16 protein-coding genes are annotated in these 16793 nt (G+C 71.6%); 5 read left to right on the top strand and 11 right to left on the bottom strand.

What is annotated here, in order from left to right; translation table 11 throughout:
- Nucleotides 1–10: 10 nt before the first annotated feature.
- The 4 genes from AC07D6_RS27675 to AC07D6_RS27690 all read right to left on the bottom strand — a co-directional run bounded on the left by AC07D6_RS27675 (nt 11) and on the right by AC07D6_RS27690 (nt 6119).
- Nucleotides 11–2251, bottom strand: coding sequence for an MMPL family transporter (locus AC07D6_RS27675; RefSeq protein WP_479048834.1), 2241 nt, complete (start codon nt 2249–2251; stop codon nt 11–13).
- 183 nt (nt 2252–2434) lie between these two features.
- Complete coding sequence (locus AC07D6_RS27680) at nt 2435–3091, bottom strand: LuxR C-terminal-related transcriptional regulator (protein WP_479048836.1); 657 nt, start codon at nt 3089–3091, stop codon at nt 2435–2437.
- The gene (locus AC07D6_RS27685) at nt 3079–4233 is read right to left on the bottom strand and encodes a sensor histidine kinase (RefSeq protein ID WP_479048839.1); all 1155 of its coding nucleotides are present in this window, start codon (nt 4231–4233) and stop codon (nt 3079–3081) included. The genes AC07D6_RS27680 and AC07D6_RS27685 overlap by 13 nt, the downstream gene beginning before the upstream one ends.
- A 77-nt stretch (nt 4234–4310) precedes the next feature.
- Nucleotides 4311–6119, bottom strand: coding sequence for a flavin-containing monooxygenase (locus AC07D6_RS27690; protein WP_479048842.1), 1809 nt, complete (start codon nt 6117–6119; stop codon nt 4311–4313).
- Between the two features lie 173 nt (nt 6120–6292).
- Here AC07D6_RS27690 and AC07D6_RS27695 point away from each other — a divergent pair, with 173 nt between their 5' ends.
- A complete protein-coding gene (locus AC07D6_RS27695) occupies nt 6293–7312 on the top strand; it encodes an SMP-30/gluconolactonase/LRE family protein (protein ID WP_479048846.1) in 1020 nt (339 codons plus the stop codon).
- Nucleotides 7313–7318: 6 nt separating this feature from the next.
- Here the strand turns inward: AC07D6_RS27695 and AC07D6_RS27700 are convergent, their stop codons facing one another.
- The 7 genes from AC07D6_RS27700 to AC07D6_RS27730 form a co-directional block, all read right to left on the bottom strand.
- Complete coding sequence (locus tag AC07D6_RS27700; protein WP_479048848.1) at nt 7319–7912, bottom strand: TetR family transcriptional regulator; 594 nt, start codon at nt 7910–7912, stop codon at nt 7319–7321.
- Nucleotides 7913–8011: 99 nt separating this feature from the next.
- Nucleotides 8012–9313, bottom strand: a complete 1302-nt coding sequence (locus tag AC07D6_RS27705; protein WP_479048850.1) for an amidohydrolase family protein — start codon at nt 9311–9313, stop codon at nt 8012–8014.
- Between the two features lie 28 nt (nt 9314–9341).
- On the bottom strand, nt 9342–9659 hold the full coding sequence (locus AC07D6_RS27710; protein ID WP_479048853.1) for a hypothetical protein: 318 nt from the start codon (nt 9657–9659) through the stop codon (nt 9342–9344).
- A complete protein-coding gene (locus AC07D6_RS27715) occupies nt 9625–10044 on the bottom strand; it encodes a hypothetical protein (RefSeq protein WP_479048856.1) in 420 nt (139 codons plus the stop codon). The genes AC07D6_RS27710 and AC07D6_RS27715 overlap by 35 nt, the downstream gene beginning before the upstream one ends.
- Complete coding sequence (locus AC07D6_RS27720) at nt 10041–10760, bottom strand: ABC transporter ATP-binding protein (RefSeq protein ID WP_479048859.1); 720 nt, start codon at nt 10758–10760, stop codon at nt 10041–10043. The genes AC07D6_RS27715 and AC07D6_RS27720 overlap by 4 nt, the downstream gene beginning before the upstream one ends.
- Nucleotides 10757–11473: an ABC transporter ATP-binding protein gene (locus tag AC07D6_RS27725; protein WP_388294922.1), complete on the bottom strand. Its 717-nt coding sequence runs from the start codon at nt 11471–11473 to the stop codon at nt 10757–10759. The genes AC07D6_RS27720 and AC07D6_RS27725 overlap by 4 nt, the downstream gene beginning before the upstream one ends.
- The gene (locus tag AC07D6_RS27730; RefSeq protein WP_479048862.1) at nt 11454–13562 is read right to left on the bottom strand and encodes a branched-chain amino acid ABC transporter permease; all 2109 of its coding nucleotides are present in this window, start codon (nt 13560–13562) and stop codon (nt 11454–11456) included. Before AC07D6_RS27730 ends, AC07D6_RS27725 begins: the two co-directional genes overlap by 20 nt.
- Nucleotides 13563–13669: 107 nt before the next feature.
- Here AC07D6_RS27730 and AC07D6_RS27735 point away from each other — a divergent pair, with 107 nt between their 5' ends.
- The 4 genes from AC07D6_RS27735 to AC07D6_RS27750 are packed head-to-tail and all read left to right on the top strand — an operon-like array spanning nt 13670 to nt 16777.
- The gene (locus AC07D6_RS27735) at nt 13670–14086 is read left to right on the top strand and encodes a nuclear transport factor 2 family protein (RefSeq protein ID WP_479048864.1); all 417 of its coding nucleotides are present in this window, start codon (nt 13670–13672) and stop codon (nt 14084–14086) included.
- Nucleotides 14083–15177 carry an acyl-CoA dehydrogenase family protein gene (locus AC07D6_RS27740; protein ID WP_479048867.1) on the top strand — a complete coding sequence of 365 codons (1095 nt, stop codon included), beginning with the start codon at nt 14083–14085 and terminating at the stop codon, nt 15175–15177. The genes AC07D6_RS27735 and AC07D6_RS27740 overlap by 4 nt, the downstream gene beginning before the upstream one ends.
- Before the next feature lie 6 nt (nt 15178–15183).
- Complete coding sequence (locus AC07D6_RS27745) at nt 15184–15969, top strand: acyl-CoA dehydrogenase family protein (protein WP_479048869.1); 786 nt, start codon at nt 15184–15186, stop codon at nt 15967–15969.
- 10 nt (nt 15970–15979) lie between these two features.
- On the top strand, nt 15980–16777 hold the full coding sequence (locus tag AC07D6_RS27750) for an acyl-CoA thioesterase (RefSeq protein WP_479048872.1): 798 nt from the start codon (nt 15980–15982) through the stop codon (nt 16775–16777).
- The last annotated feature ends 16 nt before the right edge of the window (nt 16778–16793 follow it).

Genomic DNA, 16793 nt, shown 5'->3' on the forward strand with positions numbered 1-16793 from the left:
GTGCTTCGCTTCACCCGCGGTAGGCGGGTTCGGCCTGCGGCTGTCCGGCCGGCACCTCGTCGGTGGCGTGCTTGCGCATGAGGGCCTCGCCCTCGACGTCGATGTCGGGCAGCAGCCGGTCCAGCCAGCGCGGCAGGCGCCAGGCGCGGTCGCCCAGCAGGGCGAGGACCGCGGGGACGATGGCCATGCGGACGACGAAGGCGTCGAAGAGGACCGCGACGGCCAGACCGAAACCGATCACCTTGATCATGGACTCGGCGGATCCGATGAAGCCGGAGAAGACCGCCATCATGATCAGGGCGGCGGCGACCACCACCCGGGAGCTGGAGCGGAAGCCGGAGACGATGGCCTGACCGGGCCGCTCCCCGTGGACGTGGGCCTCGCGGATGCGGGAGACGAGGAAGACCTCGTAGTCCATGGCCAGGCCGAAGACGATGCCCACCAGGAAGATCGGCATCATGCTCATGATCGGGCCGGTCTGCTCGATACCGAGGAGGCCGGCGCCCCAGCCGTGCTGGAAGACCATGACCACCGCGCCCAGGGCGGCCAGCACGGAGAGCAGGTACCCCAGCGCCGCCTTGAGCGGGACCAGGAGGGAGCGGAAGACCAGCAGCAGGAGCACGACGGCCAGACCCACCACGGTGATCAGGTAGGGCACCAGCGCCGACTGGAACTTCTGCGCGAAGTCGATGTTCGCCGCGGTGCTGCCGGTGATCTCGTACGTCGCTCCGACCCGCTCCTCAACAGCCAGCCGGTCGCTGCGAATGGTCTTCACCAGGTCGATCGTGGCCGCGTCGGTGGGAGCGGTGGAGGGGGTGGCGGTGATGATGGCCGCGTCGCGGGCCTGGTTGAACTGGGCCGGGGAGACGGACACGATTCCGTCGGTGGCCGCGATCTCCTGGGAGATGGTGCTCACCGCGGCCTCGGGGTCGTCACTGTCCTTGGTGTCGATCACGACGGTCAGCGGGCCGTTGAAGCCGGGGCCGAAGCCCTCGGCCAGGGCGTCGTAGGCGCGGCGTTCGGTCGTGGAGGTGGGCTTGGCCTCGTCCCCGGGCATGCCCAGTTGGAGACCGGTCGCGGGGAGGGCCAGCGCGCCCAGGCCGACCACGCCCAGCAGCAGCACGGGAAGGGGGCGGCGCACCACGAGGCGGGCCCAGCGGCTGCCGTGGTTGTCGACCGTGCCGCCGTGGTCGTGCCCGAGGCTTCCGGAACGGCCTCCCCTGGTGGCCTTGCGGGTCCGGCGGGCGAGGACGGCCTTGGGCCAGAAGCCCAGCAGGGCCGGGACCAGGGTGAGGCAGATCAGGACGGCGACGACGACGGCGCCGGCGGCGCTGAGGCCCATCTTCGTGAGCATCGGGATGCCCACCACGGACAGTCCGGCGAGAGCGATGACCACGGTCAGACCTGCGAAGACCACGGCCGATCCGGCGGTGCCGACGGCGAGTGCGGCGGCCTCCTGCGGAGCGTGTCCCTTGCCGCGCTCCTCGCGGTAGCGGGAGACGACGAACAGGGCGTAGTCGATGCCGCAGGCCAGTCCAAGCATGGAGGCGAGCGTGCCGGTGGTCAGCGAGAGTCCGAAGGTGCTCCCCAGGGCGATGATGCCGGCCATGCTGATGCCGACACCGATGATCGCGGTCAGCAGCGGCAGTCCGGCGGCGGCCAGGGAGCCGAAGGTGACCAGCAGGACCACCGCGGCCACCAGCAGGCCGATCACCTCGGCCGAACCGCCCGCCGCGGGCTGGGTGGCCAGGGCGTTGCCGCCGATCTCGACGGTCAGACCGGTGTCCCTGGCCTGGTCGACGGCCTGCTCCAGGTGCTCCTTGCTCCCGTCGGTCAGATCCGCCGCCTTCACCTCGAAGGTCACGGTGGAGTACGCGGTGGAGCCGTCCTCGCTGACCGCCTTCGCCTGGAAGGGGTCGACGGCGCGGACCACCTGCGAGCCGTCGGCGGCTTCGTCGACGAGCTTCTCGATGGCCGCCTTGTTCTCCGTGGCGGTGACCTTCTCCCCGTCGGGCGCGACGAAGACGAGCCGGGCGCTGGCGCCCTCGGCACCTGAGCCCGGGAAACGCTCGTCCATCAGGTCGAACGCCTTCTGCGACTCCAGGCCCGGCATGGCGAACCCGTCATCGGGAGCGGCGGGCGCCTTGGCGGCGGCCAAGCCCACGGCACCCAGCACGGCCACCCAGACGAGGGTCACGAGCCAACGCCGCCGGAAGGCCATGCGGCCGACTTGATACAGGAAAGTTGCCATGGCGGGGAGAAAACCTCCACATCAGCGGAACGGAGCAAGAGCCAGGGCGGTCCCTGGCGTCCGCTGTGGCGGACGCCGAGGTGGCGTGCCCTGGTGTGCTCTCCACGATCCCGTCCGGCGACTGCCACGACGAGGGAGTGCGCTCCCGAACCGATGGTGTAGCGGGCTCCACCATCGCGCAGGTCACACGGCTGAGCGCGGGTCCTTCAGATACCTGAGGACCGCCAGCACCCTGCGGTGACCGCTGTCGCTGGGCGGCAGACCGAGCTTGAGGAACACGTTGCCGATGTGCTTGCTCACCGCGCGTTCCGTCACGACCAGGGTCTCGGCGATGGTGGTGTTGTCGTGTCCCTCCGCCATCAGCTTCAGCACCTCGCGTTCGCGCGGGGTCAGCGAGTCCAGCGGTGAGTCACGGCGGCGGGTGAGCAGCTCGGTGACGACCTCGGGGTCCAGGGCCGTGCCGCCGGCCGCGACCCGTTCCAGTGCGTCGAGGAACTCGTCCACGCGTCCGACGCGGTCCTTGAGCAGGTATCCGAGGCCGCTGCTGCCGCCGCTCAGCAGCTCGGCGGCGTAGGACTCCTCGACGTACTGCGAGAGCACCAGGACGGGAAGGCCCGGAATCCGCTCACGGGCGGCGAGCGCCGCGCGCAGTCCCTCGTCCCGGAAGGTCGGTGGCATGCGCACATCGAGTACGGCGACGTCCGGCCGGTGTTCCAGCAGGGCGGGCAGGATCTCCGGCCCGGTGCCGGCGACGGCCGCGACCTCGTGTCCGGAGGAGGTGAGCAGGAGCACCAGACCTTCCCGCAGAAGGGCGTTGTCTTCGGCGATCACCACACGCAAGGGAGCTCCACGGCCACCACTGTCGGTCCTCCTTCGGGACTGGTCACCGTCACCGTACCGTCCAGCGCGGCGACCCGGCGACGGATGCCGAGCAACCCGGAGCCGCTCGTCTCGTCCGCGCCGCCCTCACCTTCGTCCCGCACGGTCACCCGCAGACCGGTGCGCGTCCGCTCCAGCCGGACGGACGCACGGGACGAGCTGCTGTGCTTCGCGGCGTTGGTCAGGGCCTCGGCCACCGCGAAGTACGCGGCCGCCTCGACCGCCGCGGGCGCCCGGGGCCCGTCGTCGGCCAGGCCATCGGTGTCGACGGTCACGTCGAGTCCGCTGCCGGCCGCCAGCGCCCGCACCGCTCCGGCCAGGCCCCGGTCCGACAGGATCGGGGGATGGATGTTCCGTACCACGTGACGCAGTTCGGTCAGGGCCTGCTGTGCCTGTTCCTGCGCTTCGTCGAGGAGCTTGCGTGCCGTCTCTGGCGCGCTGTCGTAGGCGCGGCGGGCGAGTCCCAGCCGCATGGACAAGGACACGAGGTGGGCTTGTGTTCCGTCGTGCAGATCGCGCTCGATGCGTCGGAGTTCCGCCGCGTGCGCGGCGACGGCACCCGCTCTGGTCTGGGTCAGCTCGTCGACACGGGCCGCCAGCAGTGCCTGCGGAGAGGGCTTGAGCAGGGACGCCGACCATGCGGCTTCCAGGTCCGCGAGCCGACTGATCAGCGGCAGGACGACCGGGCGCCGTCGCAACAGGCCGCACCACACTCCGTCGGTCACGAGGCCGAGCGGCCACAGGGCGAGCGTCAGCAGGCCCATCCAGCCGTAGATGTAGAAGGCCGCCATCCAGAGCAGGTCGGAGCGGGTCCCGGGGTCGCGCAGTGCCGTGCGCAGGCGCTGGCGGAGACGGCCGGTGATCGGCTGGTACGCCTGCGGGACCTCCTGCCCCGTCCACGTGGCGACCATGTGTCGTTTCGCGCCGGCGATGCGTCGGATCAGGAGCACCGTCTCGGGGATCAGCCAGACACCCGCGACGATCAAGGACCCGGCCACGGTGACGCAGACGACGCAGGCGAACAGGCACATGGCGAACACCATCGCCACCGATCTGCCCAGGTGGGCAGTGGCCCGCGCGGCCTGAACGATCGTTTTCCACATATCGCTCAGATTAGGCGGACGGGGCACACCGGGCGGGAGAGCCCGCTCCCCCTGTGAGGGTGTAGCGGGCTACACCCTCAGTCGCGAGCGGTGGTCCTGGTGCGGAGCACTTCGTCCATGGACTGGTGCCGCCAGCGCTTCAGCAGGTCGTGGAAGGCGACGGCGCCGTGCGGGTAGGCGGTCGGGCCGTTGGGGCGACCGCGTCCTTCCCTGTTGTAGTAGCCGGGGGTGCACTCGGCGTGGAACCACTCGTGGTCGGGGGCGTCCTGCGCCAGGGTGGTGATCCAGGCGTCCTCGGCCTCGCGGGACGGTTCGATGAGGGCGCCCTTGGCCTCGGCGGCCGCGACGAGGGCGGCGGCGTGCATGGCCTGCTCGTCCAGAATGTGCGTGAAGTTGACGCTGCTGGCGTTCTGCAGCGAACCCATCTGGATCAGGTTCGGGAAGCCGTTGCTGGTGAAGCCGTGCAGGGTGCGGACGCCGTGCCGTGCCCACGCGTCGAGCAGTTGGACTCCTCCCCGGCCGCGGACGGGCAGCCTGCCGGAGTGAATGCCGGAAACGCCGACGGAGAACCCGGTGGCGAAGATCAGGCAGTCGAGTGCGTACTCGGTGCCGCCGACCACGACGCCGCGTTCGGTCATGCGCTCGATGCCGTGGGTGTCGGCGGTGTCGACGAGGGTGACGTTGTCCCGGTTGAACGCCTGGAGGTACAGGTCGGAGAAGGTCGGGCGCTTGCAGGCGTACCGGTACCAGGGCTTGAGCTTCTCAGCGGTGTCCGGGTCGGTGACGATCTCCTCGACGCGGGCGCGGATCTCGTTCATCTTGGCGGCGTCCGCGACCTCGTACGCCGCCTCGAAGGCCGCCCGGTCGCCCTGCCGCCGGAAGCTGGGCAGGAGCTTCTCCAGCAGTCCGGCCGACGCCGTCCACCGGTCCGCGACGAGGTCCTCCTCGGCGGTCTCACCGGAGACGATGCGCAGGAAGTTGTCGCGGCGTTCCCGTGCCCAGCCGTCGTGGTCGGCGCCCACGTCACCGGCGGTGGTGCGGCGGTTGGCGCGTATGTCGACGCTGGAGGGGGTGCGCTGGAAGACGTAGAGGTGGCCCGCGTCCTCGGCCAGCTTCGGGACGACCTGGACGCCGGTGGCCCCCGTTCCCACGACGCCGACGCGCTTGTCCGAGAGGCCGGTCAGGCCGCCGTCCGGGGTACCACCCGTGTAGGCGTAGTCCCAGCGCGAGGTGTGGAAGGTGTGGCCCTTGAACGTCTCGATGCCGGGGATGCCGGGCAGCTTCAGTTCGGTCAGGGTGCCGGTGGCCGTGACGACGTAGGTGGCCCGGAACTTGTCGCCCCGGTCCGTCGTGACGATCCACGCCTCTGCGGTGTCGTCCCAGGTCAGTGACGTGACCGCCGTGGAGAACAGGGCGTCCGCGTAGAGGTCGAACTTCTCCGCGATCCGTACCGCGTGGCGGCGGATCTCCTCGCCGGGAGCGTACTTCCACTCCGGCACGTAACCGGTCTCGTCGAGCAGGGGCAGGTACACGTGCGACTCGATGTCGCAGTGGATGCCCGGGTATCGGTTCCAGTACCACGTCCCGCCGAAGTCACCGCCCTTCTCGATGACGCGGACCCGCTGGACACCCCGCTGGCGCAGTCGCGCCCCGGCGAGGATGCCGCCGAATCCACCACCGACGACGGCGACGTCCACGCGGTCGCGCACCGGTTCGCGCTCGGCCACCTCTCCGACGTACGGGTCGGCGGCGTAGTAGCCGAACTCGGCGTCGGCGCCGAGGTACTGCCGGGTGCCGTCGGGGCGCACCCGTCGCTCCCGTTCCGCCCGGTAACGCTCGCGGAGCCCGGCGAGCGCCTCGGGAGTCAGCTCCTGTGAATGGGTCATGTGGGGGACCTCGTTCCTTCCGGTTCGCTGCCAGGGGGTGATGGCGCCCATGAACTGATCGGGAAGTCATGGGACTTGAGCGGCCATGCACTACCCTAACAACAACCGGACAGCGCTGTCCGGTCGGGGCGGATGTTGCTTCCGCACACCTCGGAACAGGAAGAGCGACTCTCATGCGACGACTCCCGACCCGGCCCTTCGCCGGGCTCGCCGTGATCGGACTGCTGGCCCTCACGGGGTGCGGTACGGAAGTGAGCGGTACCCCCGCCGGCAGAGGCGCCGGCGCGGACCGGACCCTGCGCGCCCAGAAGGTCCTGCGGCTGACGGAGGTGCACGAGCAGACCGGTATGACCCTGCTGGAAGGTCCCGTTTTCGACGAGGACGGCAAGTTGCTCGTCGTGGACGTCACCGCCCCGGCCGGTGAGCCGAAGGTGCTGCGCGTGGACGTCCGGAAAAGGACTTCGGAGCGGGTGCACACCGACGATCGGGGCACCTACACCTCCGCCCAGTTCAGCCCGTATGACGGACGGATCTACCTGACCGACTTCTCCCACGGCGACATCGTGAGTCTCGCCCCCGACGGCGGCGATCCGCGGACCTTCTTCTCCGGCGAGGTCGACGGAGCCCGAATGAACCCCGACGACCTCGCCTTCGACCGGGAGGGCAACCTGTACGTCAGCGACTCACGCGGCATGTCCGAGGGCGAGGCGAAGGGCCGCGTGGTGCGGATCGACCGCGAGGGGAAGAACGCCACCGTCCTGGCAGACGGACTGGCCTCCCCGAACGGCATCTCGTTCGACGCCGACTACCGCGGTCTGTGGTTCAGCGAACTGACGCAGAACCGCATCTCCTACCTCCTCCTGGACGACAAGGGAGGAGTTGCTTCGCGGCACACCGCCATCCGGGTCGACGGCGGCATCGCGCAGACCGACTCGATCGCCGTGGACGCGGACGGCAACCTGTACCAGGCCCTGCACGGGCGGCCCGCGATGGCGGTGTACAGCAAGCACGGTGAGCGCCTGGCCACCGTCGAGGTCCCGGCCCGCGAGGCCGAAGGGCTCGAATCGGCGACCAACGTGGCCATCACCCCCGGCGGGACCAAGGCGTACGTGACCGTCAGCGGACCCGACGGCGGCTACCTGTACTCCTTCGACGCGCTGGCGGAGGGTATCCGCCAGTCCAACGGCGGCTGACGTCCCTCACTCCTCGAAAGGCCGCACCGGCCCCACCTCGACACCGAGCAACCGCCACGCCACCAGGGCCCGGCGCTCCCGGTGCTCGCGCGTGGGGCCGGTGACGGCACCGGAGACCATGCCGACGGCGATCATCAGGTCGTTCGGCTCCGCGGCGAGCGGATGGCCGGTGGGCAGAAGCCGGCGCAGGGCACGTTCGATCCGCTGGGACAGCGCCACCGCATAGGCGGGGGTGCCGGAGTGACTGGCCGTGCCGTCGGCGTGCAGGACGCCGACGAAAGCGGTCGACTCCGTCTGGTGCCAGGTCAGCACGCCGAGGACCCGGGGCAGGTCCGCACCGTCCGCCGCCGCTGCCCGCTCGATCTGCCGGACGTTCTCCTCAAGGACGGCGAGCGCCAGGGCGGCCCGGTCGGGGAAGTGCCGGTACAACACGCCCTGGCCGACGCCGGCCCGGCGTGCGATGGCCGACAGCGGAGTGTCCAGACCGTGCTCCGCGTAGATCTCCCGGGCCGCGGCGATGAGGGCGGCTCGGTTGCGAGCGGCGGCCTTCGGGCCGCCGCTCGCGGGCCTCCGCTCGTCGGACCTGGGCTGCTGTGTCATTCCGGGAGAATACCGGCCAGGCGCTCGGACGGGACTAGGCAGACGTCGGCGAACAAGACATGGTCCCGTGCCCCGGCCGTCCCCGAACCGCACACGCGGTCAGTCCTTGACCGCCGCGAGTGCGGCCTCGGCCTTCCTGCGGTAGTTCGCCAGCTTTTCCGCCGGGGCGACCGCCACCTGCTTGCTCCGGGGCTTCACGGACACGTCGTGGCCCTCGGCTGCCCTGCGGAGCGCGCCCACCGTCGCCCGGTCGCGCGGGATGTGCGCGAACGGGTCGAAGGAGTACCAGCGCATCGCGTTCTCGTGGGTCATCTTGTCGATCTCGGCGTCCGGCACGTCGTTCGCCGTGAGGACCTCGTGCAGTTCCTCCGGCGCGTTCGGCCACATGGAGTCGCTGTGCGGGTAGTCCGCCTCCCAGCAGATGTTGTCCACGCCGATCTCATGACGCAGCCTCACCCCGACGGGGTCGGAGATGAAGCAGGTGAGGAAGTGCTCGCGGAAGACCTCCGAGGGCAGCTTCCCGCCGAAGTCCTGAAGTGTCCAGGTGGCGTGCATCTCGAAGGTGCGGTCGATCCGGTCGAGGAAGTACGGGATCCAGCCGGTGCCGCCCTCGGACAGTGCGATCCTGACCGTGGGGTACTCCTTGAGGACCCGGGACCAGATCAAGTCGGCGGCGGCCTGGACCAGGTTGATCGGCTGGAGGGTGATCATGACGTCCGGCGGGGCGTCGGGAGCGGTGATGGCGAGGCGTCCGGAGGAGCCGATGTGCAGGTTCATCACCGTCCCGCAGTCGGTGAGGGCACGCCACACCGGGTCCCAGTACTCGGAGTGGAAGCTGGGGTAGCCGAGCGGGACCGGGTTCTCGGGGAAGGTCAGCGAGTGACAGCCCTTCTCGGCGACCCGCCGGATCTCCTGGGCACACAGTTCGGCGTCCCAGATCGCCGGGAGTGCCATCGGGATGAACCGGCCGGGGTGGGCCCCGCACCACTCGTCGATGTGCCAGTCGTTGTAGGCGCGCACGAGGGCGAGGGAGAAGTCGGAGTCCTCGGTGGCGAACATGCGGGCGGAGAAGCCGGGAAAGGAGGGGAAGTTCATCTGGGCCAGGACGCCGCCGGCGTTCATGTCGGCGACCCGCTCGTCGACGTCGTAGCAGCCGGGCCTGATCTCGTCCAGCCCCTGCGGCTCCATGCCGTACTCCTCCTTGGGACGCCCGGCGACCGCGTTGAGCGCGACGTTGCCGACCGTGTTGTCCCGGAACTGCCAGACGTCGGTGCCGTCCTCGCGGTGGACCAGGCGCGGGGCGTCCTTCTTGTAGCGGTCCGGCAGGTGTTTGGCGAAGAGGTCCGGCGGCTCGATGATGTGGTCGTCGACGCTGATCAGGATCATGTCGTCGCGGTCCATGAGGGCTCTCCTTGGGCTCGGGATCGGATCAGTCCGAGGCGGGCAGTGCCTTGGGGGCCTTGACGGCCAACGGCTCGCCGCCGTAGGTGAGGTGGCCGGAACCGGACGCGGTGCACAGGAGCTCCAGGGTGTCGGCGGCGTCCACGTACCGCTTGCCGATGAGCGTGGCCGGGGGGCCGTAGGCCGGGGGCGGTGCGGGCGCCTGGGCGGCGGGGAGCATGGGGCTGCCGCCGCATTCGATGGGGCCGGCCGCCTGCTGCGGGGCCCGGATGACGATCACCCGGGTGGTGTCGGTGGCGGAGGCGAGCTGATCACCGGGGCGCGGGGTCGGTACGGGGGGCGCCATTGCGCTGGTCTCCTTCCGGTTGCGGGGCGTTCGGGGGCGTACGGCCGAGCCGCTCGCCCAGCAGCTCCAGGTCGTAGGACTGGCGGGCCAGCCAGAAGCGCAGGAAGCCGGTGAGCGAGTAGCGCAGGAAGAGTGCAGCGCCCACCACCGCGGCCGTGATTCCGCCCAGCCCGATGGCGAGGGCGTCGCCCTGGGCGAGGGAGTTGTCGGTGCCGTGGGCGAGGGGGAAGGCAACCGCGCCGAGCAGGAGTCCGGCGGCCATGAGAAGTCCGCCGAGGCGCAGCCACAGGGCCGCACGCGCGGCCGCAGGGTCGGGGACCTTCAGTTCGGCGAGTCGGCGGACGAAGCGTTCCGCGCGCGGCTCGGGGGCGGGGCTGGACGTCATGGGGCGCTCCCCAGGTAGTAGGAGGAGAGTTCGGCGTGCAGCGAGCCGTCGGGGTGCCCCTGCCACGGGATGCGCCCGCGGGTGAGGACGGCGGCGTGGTGGGCGATGCGCAGGACGGCGGCGGCGAACTGCTCGACGATCAGGACCGCGACGCCCTCCCGGGCGATCTCGGCGACGCGTTCGTACAGGTCCGCCACGACCCGGGGGGCCAGTCCCATGGACAGTTCGTCGAGCAGCAGGACGGCGGGGTCGGTGGTGAGTCCGCGGGCCAGGGCGAGCATCTGCTGCTCGCCGCCGGAGAGGGTGCCGGCGGGCTGGGAGCGCCGCTCGGCGAGGACGGGGAAGCGGGCGTAGGCGGCGTCCTCGATCTCCTCCCGGGTGCGGCCGGTGAAGGTCATCATCCAGAGGTTGTCCCGCACGGACAGGTTGGGGAACACGCCCCGTCCCTCGGGGACGAGGCAGACGCCGGCCCGCGCCAGGTCGCCGGCCCGGGCGCCGGTGACGTCCCGGCCGCCGAGGCGGAGCCGGCCACCGCTGGGCGGGTGGACCCCGGCGGCGACCTTCAGCGTCGTGGTCTTCCCCGCCCCGTTGGGGCCCAGCAGGGCCACGATCCGGCCCGCGTCGACCCTGATGTCCACGCCGTGCAGGACGGTGATGCCGTCGTAGGCGGCGTTGACCCCGCTCAGTTCGAGGAGCGGCGTCCCGGTGGCGCTCATGGTCGCTCCTTCCCCAGATAAGCCGTGAGGACCGTCTCGTCGTGGCGGATCCGGGCGGGCGGACCACTGGCGACGACGGTGCCGAGGTTCAGCACGTGCACTTCGTCGCAGACCGTCATCACCAGGCTCATGTCGTGTTCGACGAGGAGCACGGCGGTGCCCTCCGCCGCGAGCGTGCGCAGCAGCTCGGCGAAGCGTCCGGTCTCCTCCGCGTCCTGCCCCGCCGCAGGCTCGTCGAGCAGCAGCGCCTTCGGATCCAGCACCAGGGCGCGGGCGACCTCGACGAGCCGGGCCGCGCCGGTGGGCAGGGCGTCGCAGGGCGCGTCGGCCAGGTCCGTCAGGCCCAGGCGTGCCAGCACCCGGTCAGCTGTGCGGGCCGCGTGCCGCCGCCCGGGGCCGAGTTCGGCGGCGACGAGGAGGTTGTCGCGCACGGTGAGCCGGCCGAACAGTTCCAGGTGCTGGAACGTGCGGGACAGACCGCGCCGCGCCCGGCGGGCAGGGTCCTCGCCGGTGATGTCCTGACCATCGAGCAGGACGCGGCCGGTCCGTGGCCTGCGCAAGCCGGAAATGACGTCGAACAGGGTGCTCTTGCCCGCGCCGTTGGGTCCGATGAGTCCCGTGACCCGGCCGGCTTCCGCGCTCACGGACACCGAGTCCAGCGCGCGGCGGCCTCCGAAGGAGACGCTCACCTCCTCAGTACGCAGCAGTGGCACGGCTCAGCACCTCCCCGTCCTCGGCCCGCCATGGCCGGCGGATGCCCCACCACTCCACGGGGACGTCGGCGGGCGGGCGGCCACGCGCGGACGCGCGGGCGTTGAGCGCCACCGCGGCCACCAGCGCCACGGCGAGGGTCAGGCCGTCGTGGACCGGGCCGGTGGCGGCGAGGATCCAGCACAGGGTGAGCACGCCGAGCAGCGCGGATAACAGCGTCCGGTCGTCGGCGAGCCTTCTCCACTCGGCGTGCATGCGGGGTACGACGCCGGCCGGGCTGTGCGCGAGCCCCATGCCGGCGAGTGCGATGAGGAGCGCCGAAACGTCGTGCGCCCAGGGGCCGAGGTGGCCGAGCAACTGGGCCGGGACGACGAAGGCGATCCCGACGAACAGGCCCGTTCCCACGGCTCCGAGCCCGCCGATGACCGCGATGAGGAAGAGTGGCAGGCCGGCGACGAGGTTGAACTGCTCGGCGGTGACGGTCTGCAGTTGCATGCCGTAGAGGGCACCGCCGAGCCCGGCGATGCCGGCCGACAGGGCGAAGACCGCCACCTTGGCGCCGAGCGGACGTCCGCCGAGGGTGGCGTAGGCGGCCTCGCTGTCGCGCAGGGCGATCAGCCGGCGGCCGAACCGTCCGCGCCGCAACGCCGCGACGGCGAGCGAGACGAGCGCCAGGCAGCAGGCGGCGAGGAGGAGCAGCTCGGACGGTGAGGTCAGGCGCAGGCCGAACAGGTCGGGGCCGGTGACCGGAACGGACCCCTGGTCGAACAGGGTGATGCGGACGCCGAACACCTCGAAGGCGGGCAGGGTGAAGACCCAGCGGTCCAGGATCACGGCGAAGGCGGCGGTGCCGAGCGCCAGGTACACGCCGGACAGGCGCAGCGCGGGCAGGGCGACGACGGCGCCCGCCACCGCCGCTGTCAGTACGGCGACGGGCAGCGCCCACAGCTCGCCGTGCGCGCCGAGGTGGCCCCACACCACCGCGCCGATCCCCGCGATGGACAGCTGGCACAGCGAGACCTGGCCGGTGAAGCCGGCCAGCGGCACGAAGGACAGGGCGATGATGCCGAGGGAGAAGACCGTGCCGTAGGAGACAACCCCGTCCTCGGTCAGGACGGTGACCAGCACCAGTGCGAGGAGCAGGACGCTCCCGGCGAAGACGAGGCTGCCGCGTGCCGTAGGCAGGGGTACGCGGATCAGCTGCCGGTCGCGTCCGCGCAGCCGGCGGTGCGGGAAGGCGAGGAGCGCCAGGAGGAGCAGCAGCGCGGGGGCGGCCAGGCGCAGGCCCGGCAGGTAGTCGTTCCGCGGCAGGTACCCGGCGAGGTACGCCTCCAGCAGGCCGACGACCACCGCGCCGAGGAAGGTGAGCGGCAGGCTGCGCAGTCCGCCGAAGACGGCGGCGGTGTAGGCACTGACGATGAGCAGGGAGAGCTGCTGGGCGTCGAGGGCGACGGTGGGTGCGATGAGGACGCCGCCGACGGCGGCGAGCTGGATGCCGAGGATCCAGGCGAGGCGGCCGGCCCGCAGCGGGTCGGCGCCGGTCAGGCCGGCCAGGGGGCGGTCGTCGACCGAGGCGCGCATCTCCGTGCCGGCCCGGGTGCGGTGCAGCAGGAACCACAGTGCCGCGGCCGCGGCGACCGCGACGGCCACGGTGACGGCCTGGTGCCAGGTCATGGTGGCGGGGCCGAGCCGGATGGCGGAGCGGTCGGCGAAGAACGGGGCGAGAGGCCGGGCGGTGTTGGGGTCCCAGACCCAGCGGGCCAGCGCGATGCATCCGGTGAGCAGGGCCACCGTCATCACGAGACGCTCGGCCTCGCCGAGGGCCTGGACCGGGCGCATCAGCACCCGCTCCACGACCAGGCCGAAGGCGGGTGCGAGGACGAGCAGCACTGCGGCGAGGGCGAGCGGCACCGGCCATTCCCAACCGACGGCGAGCTGCCAGTAGGAGAAGGCCGCGAGCATGCCGGCCGCGCCGTGGGCGAAGTTGAAGACACCCGCCGTGGTGTGGGTGAGTACCAGGCCGCTGCCGATCACGGCGTAGATCGCGGCGGTGCTCAGGCCCACCACCGTGAAGGCCAGGAACTGATCCATGACCTGGAAACTAGCTTCTCCCTATTGGAGAAGCAACCATCCGTACAGGATACTGCTCCGCGAGAATCACATTCTCATCCGGAGCGAACCACGAGAGAGGCGGTCCCGTGAGCCCTACCGACGACCTGGTGGAGATCGAACAACTCCTCGCCCGCTACGCGGTCGCCATGACCCGCGGGGACCTGGACGGGGTGCTCGGCGTGTTCACCCCGGACGGCAGCTACAGCGCGTTCGGCGACACGTATCCGCTGGACGAGTTCCCCGCTCTGATCGCCGCGGCGCCCAAGGGCCTGTTCCTCGTCGGCACGCCCGAGATCGCACTGGACGGTGACAGCGCCACCGGCAGCCAGCCGCTGTGCTTCGTCGAGCACTCCGAGCACGCGTTGCGCATCGGCTACTACAACGACACCTACGTACGCACCGCGCGGGGATGGCGGCTGCGCACCCGCGCCATGACCTTCATCCGACGCAACGGCGACCACGATTCCGGCCGTCCGCACGCGTTCGAGCGTTCCCGCTCATGAACGTCGCCGACTTCAGGCGGGAGGTGAGGGAGTGGCTCGACGGCCATGATCTGAGCCCCGGTGACGACCACGGCCTCGACGCCCAGGTGGCCCAGCTCTCCCGGGTGCGCCGGGCGCTGTGGGAGGCGGGCTGGATGCGGTACGGCTGGCCCCGCGAGGTCGGTGGCGTGGGCGGACCCGGTGTCCTGCGTGCCGTGCTGGGCGAGGAGATCGCCTCGCGCGATCTGGCCGAACCCGGCATCTGGTCGATGGTCGAGGTACTCGTGCCCACGCTGCTCGGCTACGCGCCGGCGGCACTGGCCGCCGAGATGGTGCCCCGGCTGCTGAGCGGCCGGGAACACTGGTGCCAGGGCTTCTCCGAGCCGGGTTCGGGAAGCGACCTGGCCTCGCTGTCGACGCGGGCGGTGCGTGACGGGCGGGACTGGGTGGTCTCGGGCCAGAAGGTGTGGACCAGTCTCGCCCAGCACGCGGCCCGCTGTGTGCTGCTGGCCCGCACCGGCGGGCCGGGACACGACGGGATCAGCGCCTTCTTCGTCGACATGGACACCCCGGGAATCACCGTACGCCCACTGCGCACGATGCACGGCGTCGACGAGTTCGCCGAGGTCTTCCTCGACGACGTCCGCGTCCCGGGCGACCGTCTGCTGGGCGCGCCGGGTGACGGGTGGCGGCTGGCCATGGAGCTGCTGCCGCACGAGCGGTCCACCTGCTTCTGGCACCGGATCGCCCATCTGAACAGCCGTCTCGACCGGCTGCTGGCCGAGGGCTGCGAGCAGGACGCCGACGCCCTCGGCGCCGTCTGGCTCGACCTGCACACCGTGCGCTGCCGCTCGGCGCTCACCCAGCGGGCGCTGGCCGAGAACGGCCGGCTGGGACCGGAGACGTCCGTGGACAAGATACTTCTCGCCACTGCGGAACAGCGCCTCTACGACACCGCGCGCGACCTGCTGCCCGGGACCATCGAGCTGACGGACGAGGGGACGTGGCGCACCGAGTACCTCTACTCGCGTGCGGCCACCATCTACGGCGGCACCGCGGAGATCCAGCGCAACATCGTCGCCCGCCGCCTGCTGGACCTCGGAAAGGAGTGAGGAACCGTGGACGCCGACGAGCGCGATCTGCTGGAGCAGACCCTGCGCAAGACGATGGCGGGCGCCTCGGGCGCCGCCCTGGACGCCTCCCTCGCCTCTCTCGGCTGGCCCGAGATGCTGGCCGAGGAGTCCGCTACGGCGGTCCCGCTGGTGTTCCGGCTGCTCGGGGAGACGGGAGCGCACGCGTCCGTCCTCAACGACGTCGTGCTCCAGGAGGCCGAAGGCCCGGTGGGACGGACGCTGCCCCTGCCCTACACAGGGGGCATCTGGGTGGAGTGGGTCCGGGACGGCGGCGCGGACGAGCGCCCGCTGGATCCCGCCCTGCCGCTCCGGCGCGTGGCGGCCGGCGGCTCCGTGCCCCTGGCCTGGGGACGGCGGGCACTCGGCTGGTGGCTGTTGGGCACCGGACGGGCCATGCTCGGGCTGGCCCGGCGGCACGTCCTGGACCGGCACCAGTTCGGCCGTCCGCTCGCCTCCTTCCAGGCTCTGCGGCACCGCCTGGCCGAGACGTACGTCGCCCTGGAGGGCGCCGAGGCCGCTCTGACGGCCGCCGAGGACGACACCGGCGCCCTTCTCGCCAAGGCCGCCGGGGGCCGGGCCGCCCTCACCGCCGCCCGCCACTGTCAGCAGGTGCTCGGCGGCATCGGTTTCACCGCCGAGCACGAGCTGCACCGGCACGTCGAACGCGCCCTCGTCCTCGACGGACTGCTCGGCTCCGCCCGTGACCTGACGCGCGAGGCGGGCACGCTGCTCCTGCGCGAGGGCCGGGCGCCGCGCCTCGTCGACCTGTGAGGGAGACCACGTGACCACCGATCTCTGGCACGACCTGCTCGGCTGCCTCGACCTGACGACGGTGGACGAGCACACTTTCGAGGGGCGCTCACAGCGGCTGGAGTACCGCCGGCTGTTCGGCGGGCAGCTGCTGGCCCAGTTCGCCCGCGCGGCCTCCCGGTCCGTGACCGGCAAGGAACTCAAGTCCCTGCACGCCCAGTTCCCGCGGGAGGGCCGCGCCGGTGAACCCGTGCGCTACGAGACCGACGTGGTGCAGCTGGGCCGCACGTTCGCGACCGTGCGGCTCGTGGCGCGGCAGCAGCACGGGGTGATCGCGGTGGCGAACGCGAGCCTCCATGTGTGGGAGGAGGGACCGGAGCGTCAGACGGTCGACCCGCCCAGCGCCCTCCCCGGCCCCGAACGCCGGGTGGAACTCGATCTGCTGCCGTGGGAATCACGGGCCGGAACCGAACTGGACACCGCGCGGTCGCAGCCGCCCTCGCACGAGCTGTGGACCCGCGTACCCGAGGCACCTCGGACCGCGGCGCCCGCCCTGCTGTCGTACGCCACCGAGCTCACGCCGATCGGTACCGCGCTGCGACCGGTGGCCGGGGTGACCCAGGCGGACGCCGGCCGGGCGTTCGCCTCGGCCGTCACCGCGCACACCGTCTGGTTCCACCGGCCGTTCGGCACCGGGCGGTGGCTGCTGGTGCGCCAGCACAGTCCGCTGGCCGCGCACGGGCGGTGCTTCGGACGCGGGGACGTGCTGACCGAGGAGGGGGCGCTGGTCGCGTCCTTCGCGCAGGAGGCGTTGCTGCGGTTCGTCTGAACACGCCGAGGTGCCC

It is taken from the genome of Streptomyces sp. NPDC045287 (assembly GCF_056432325.1).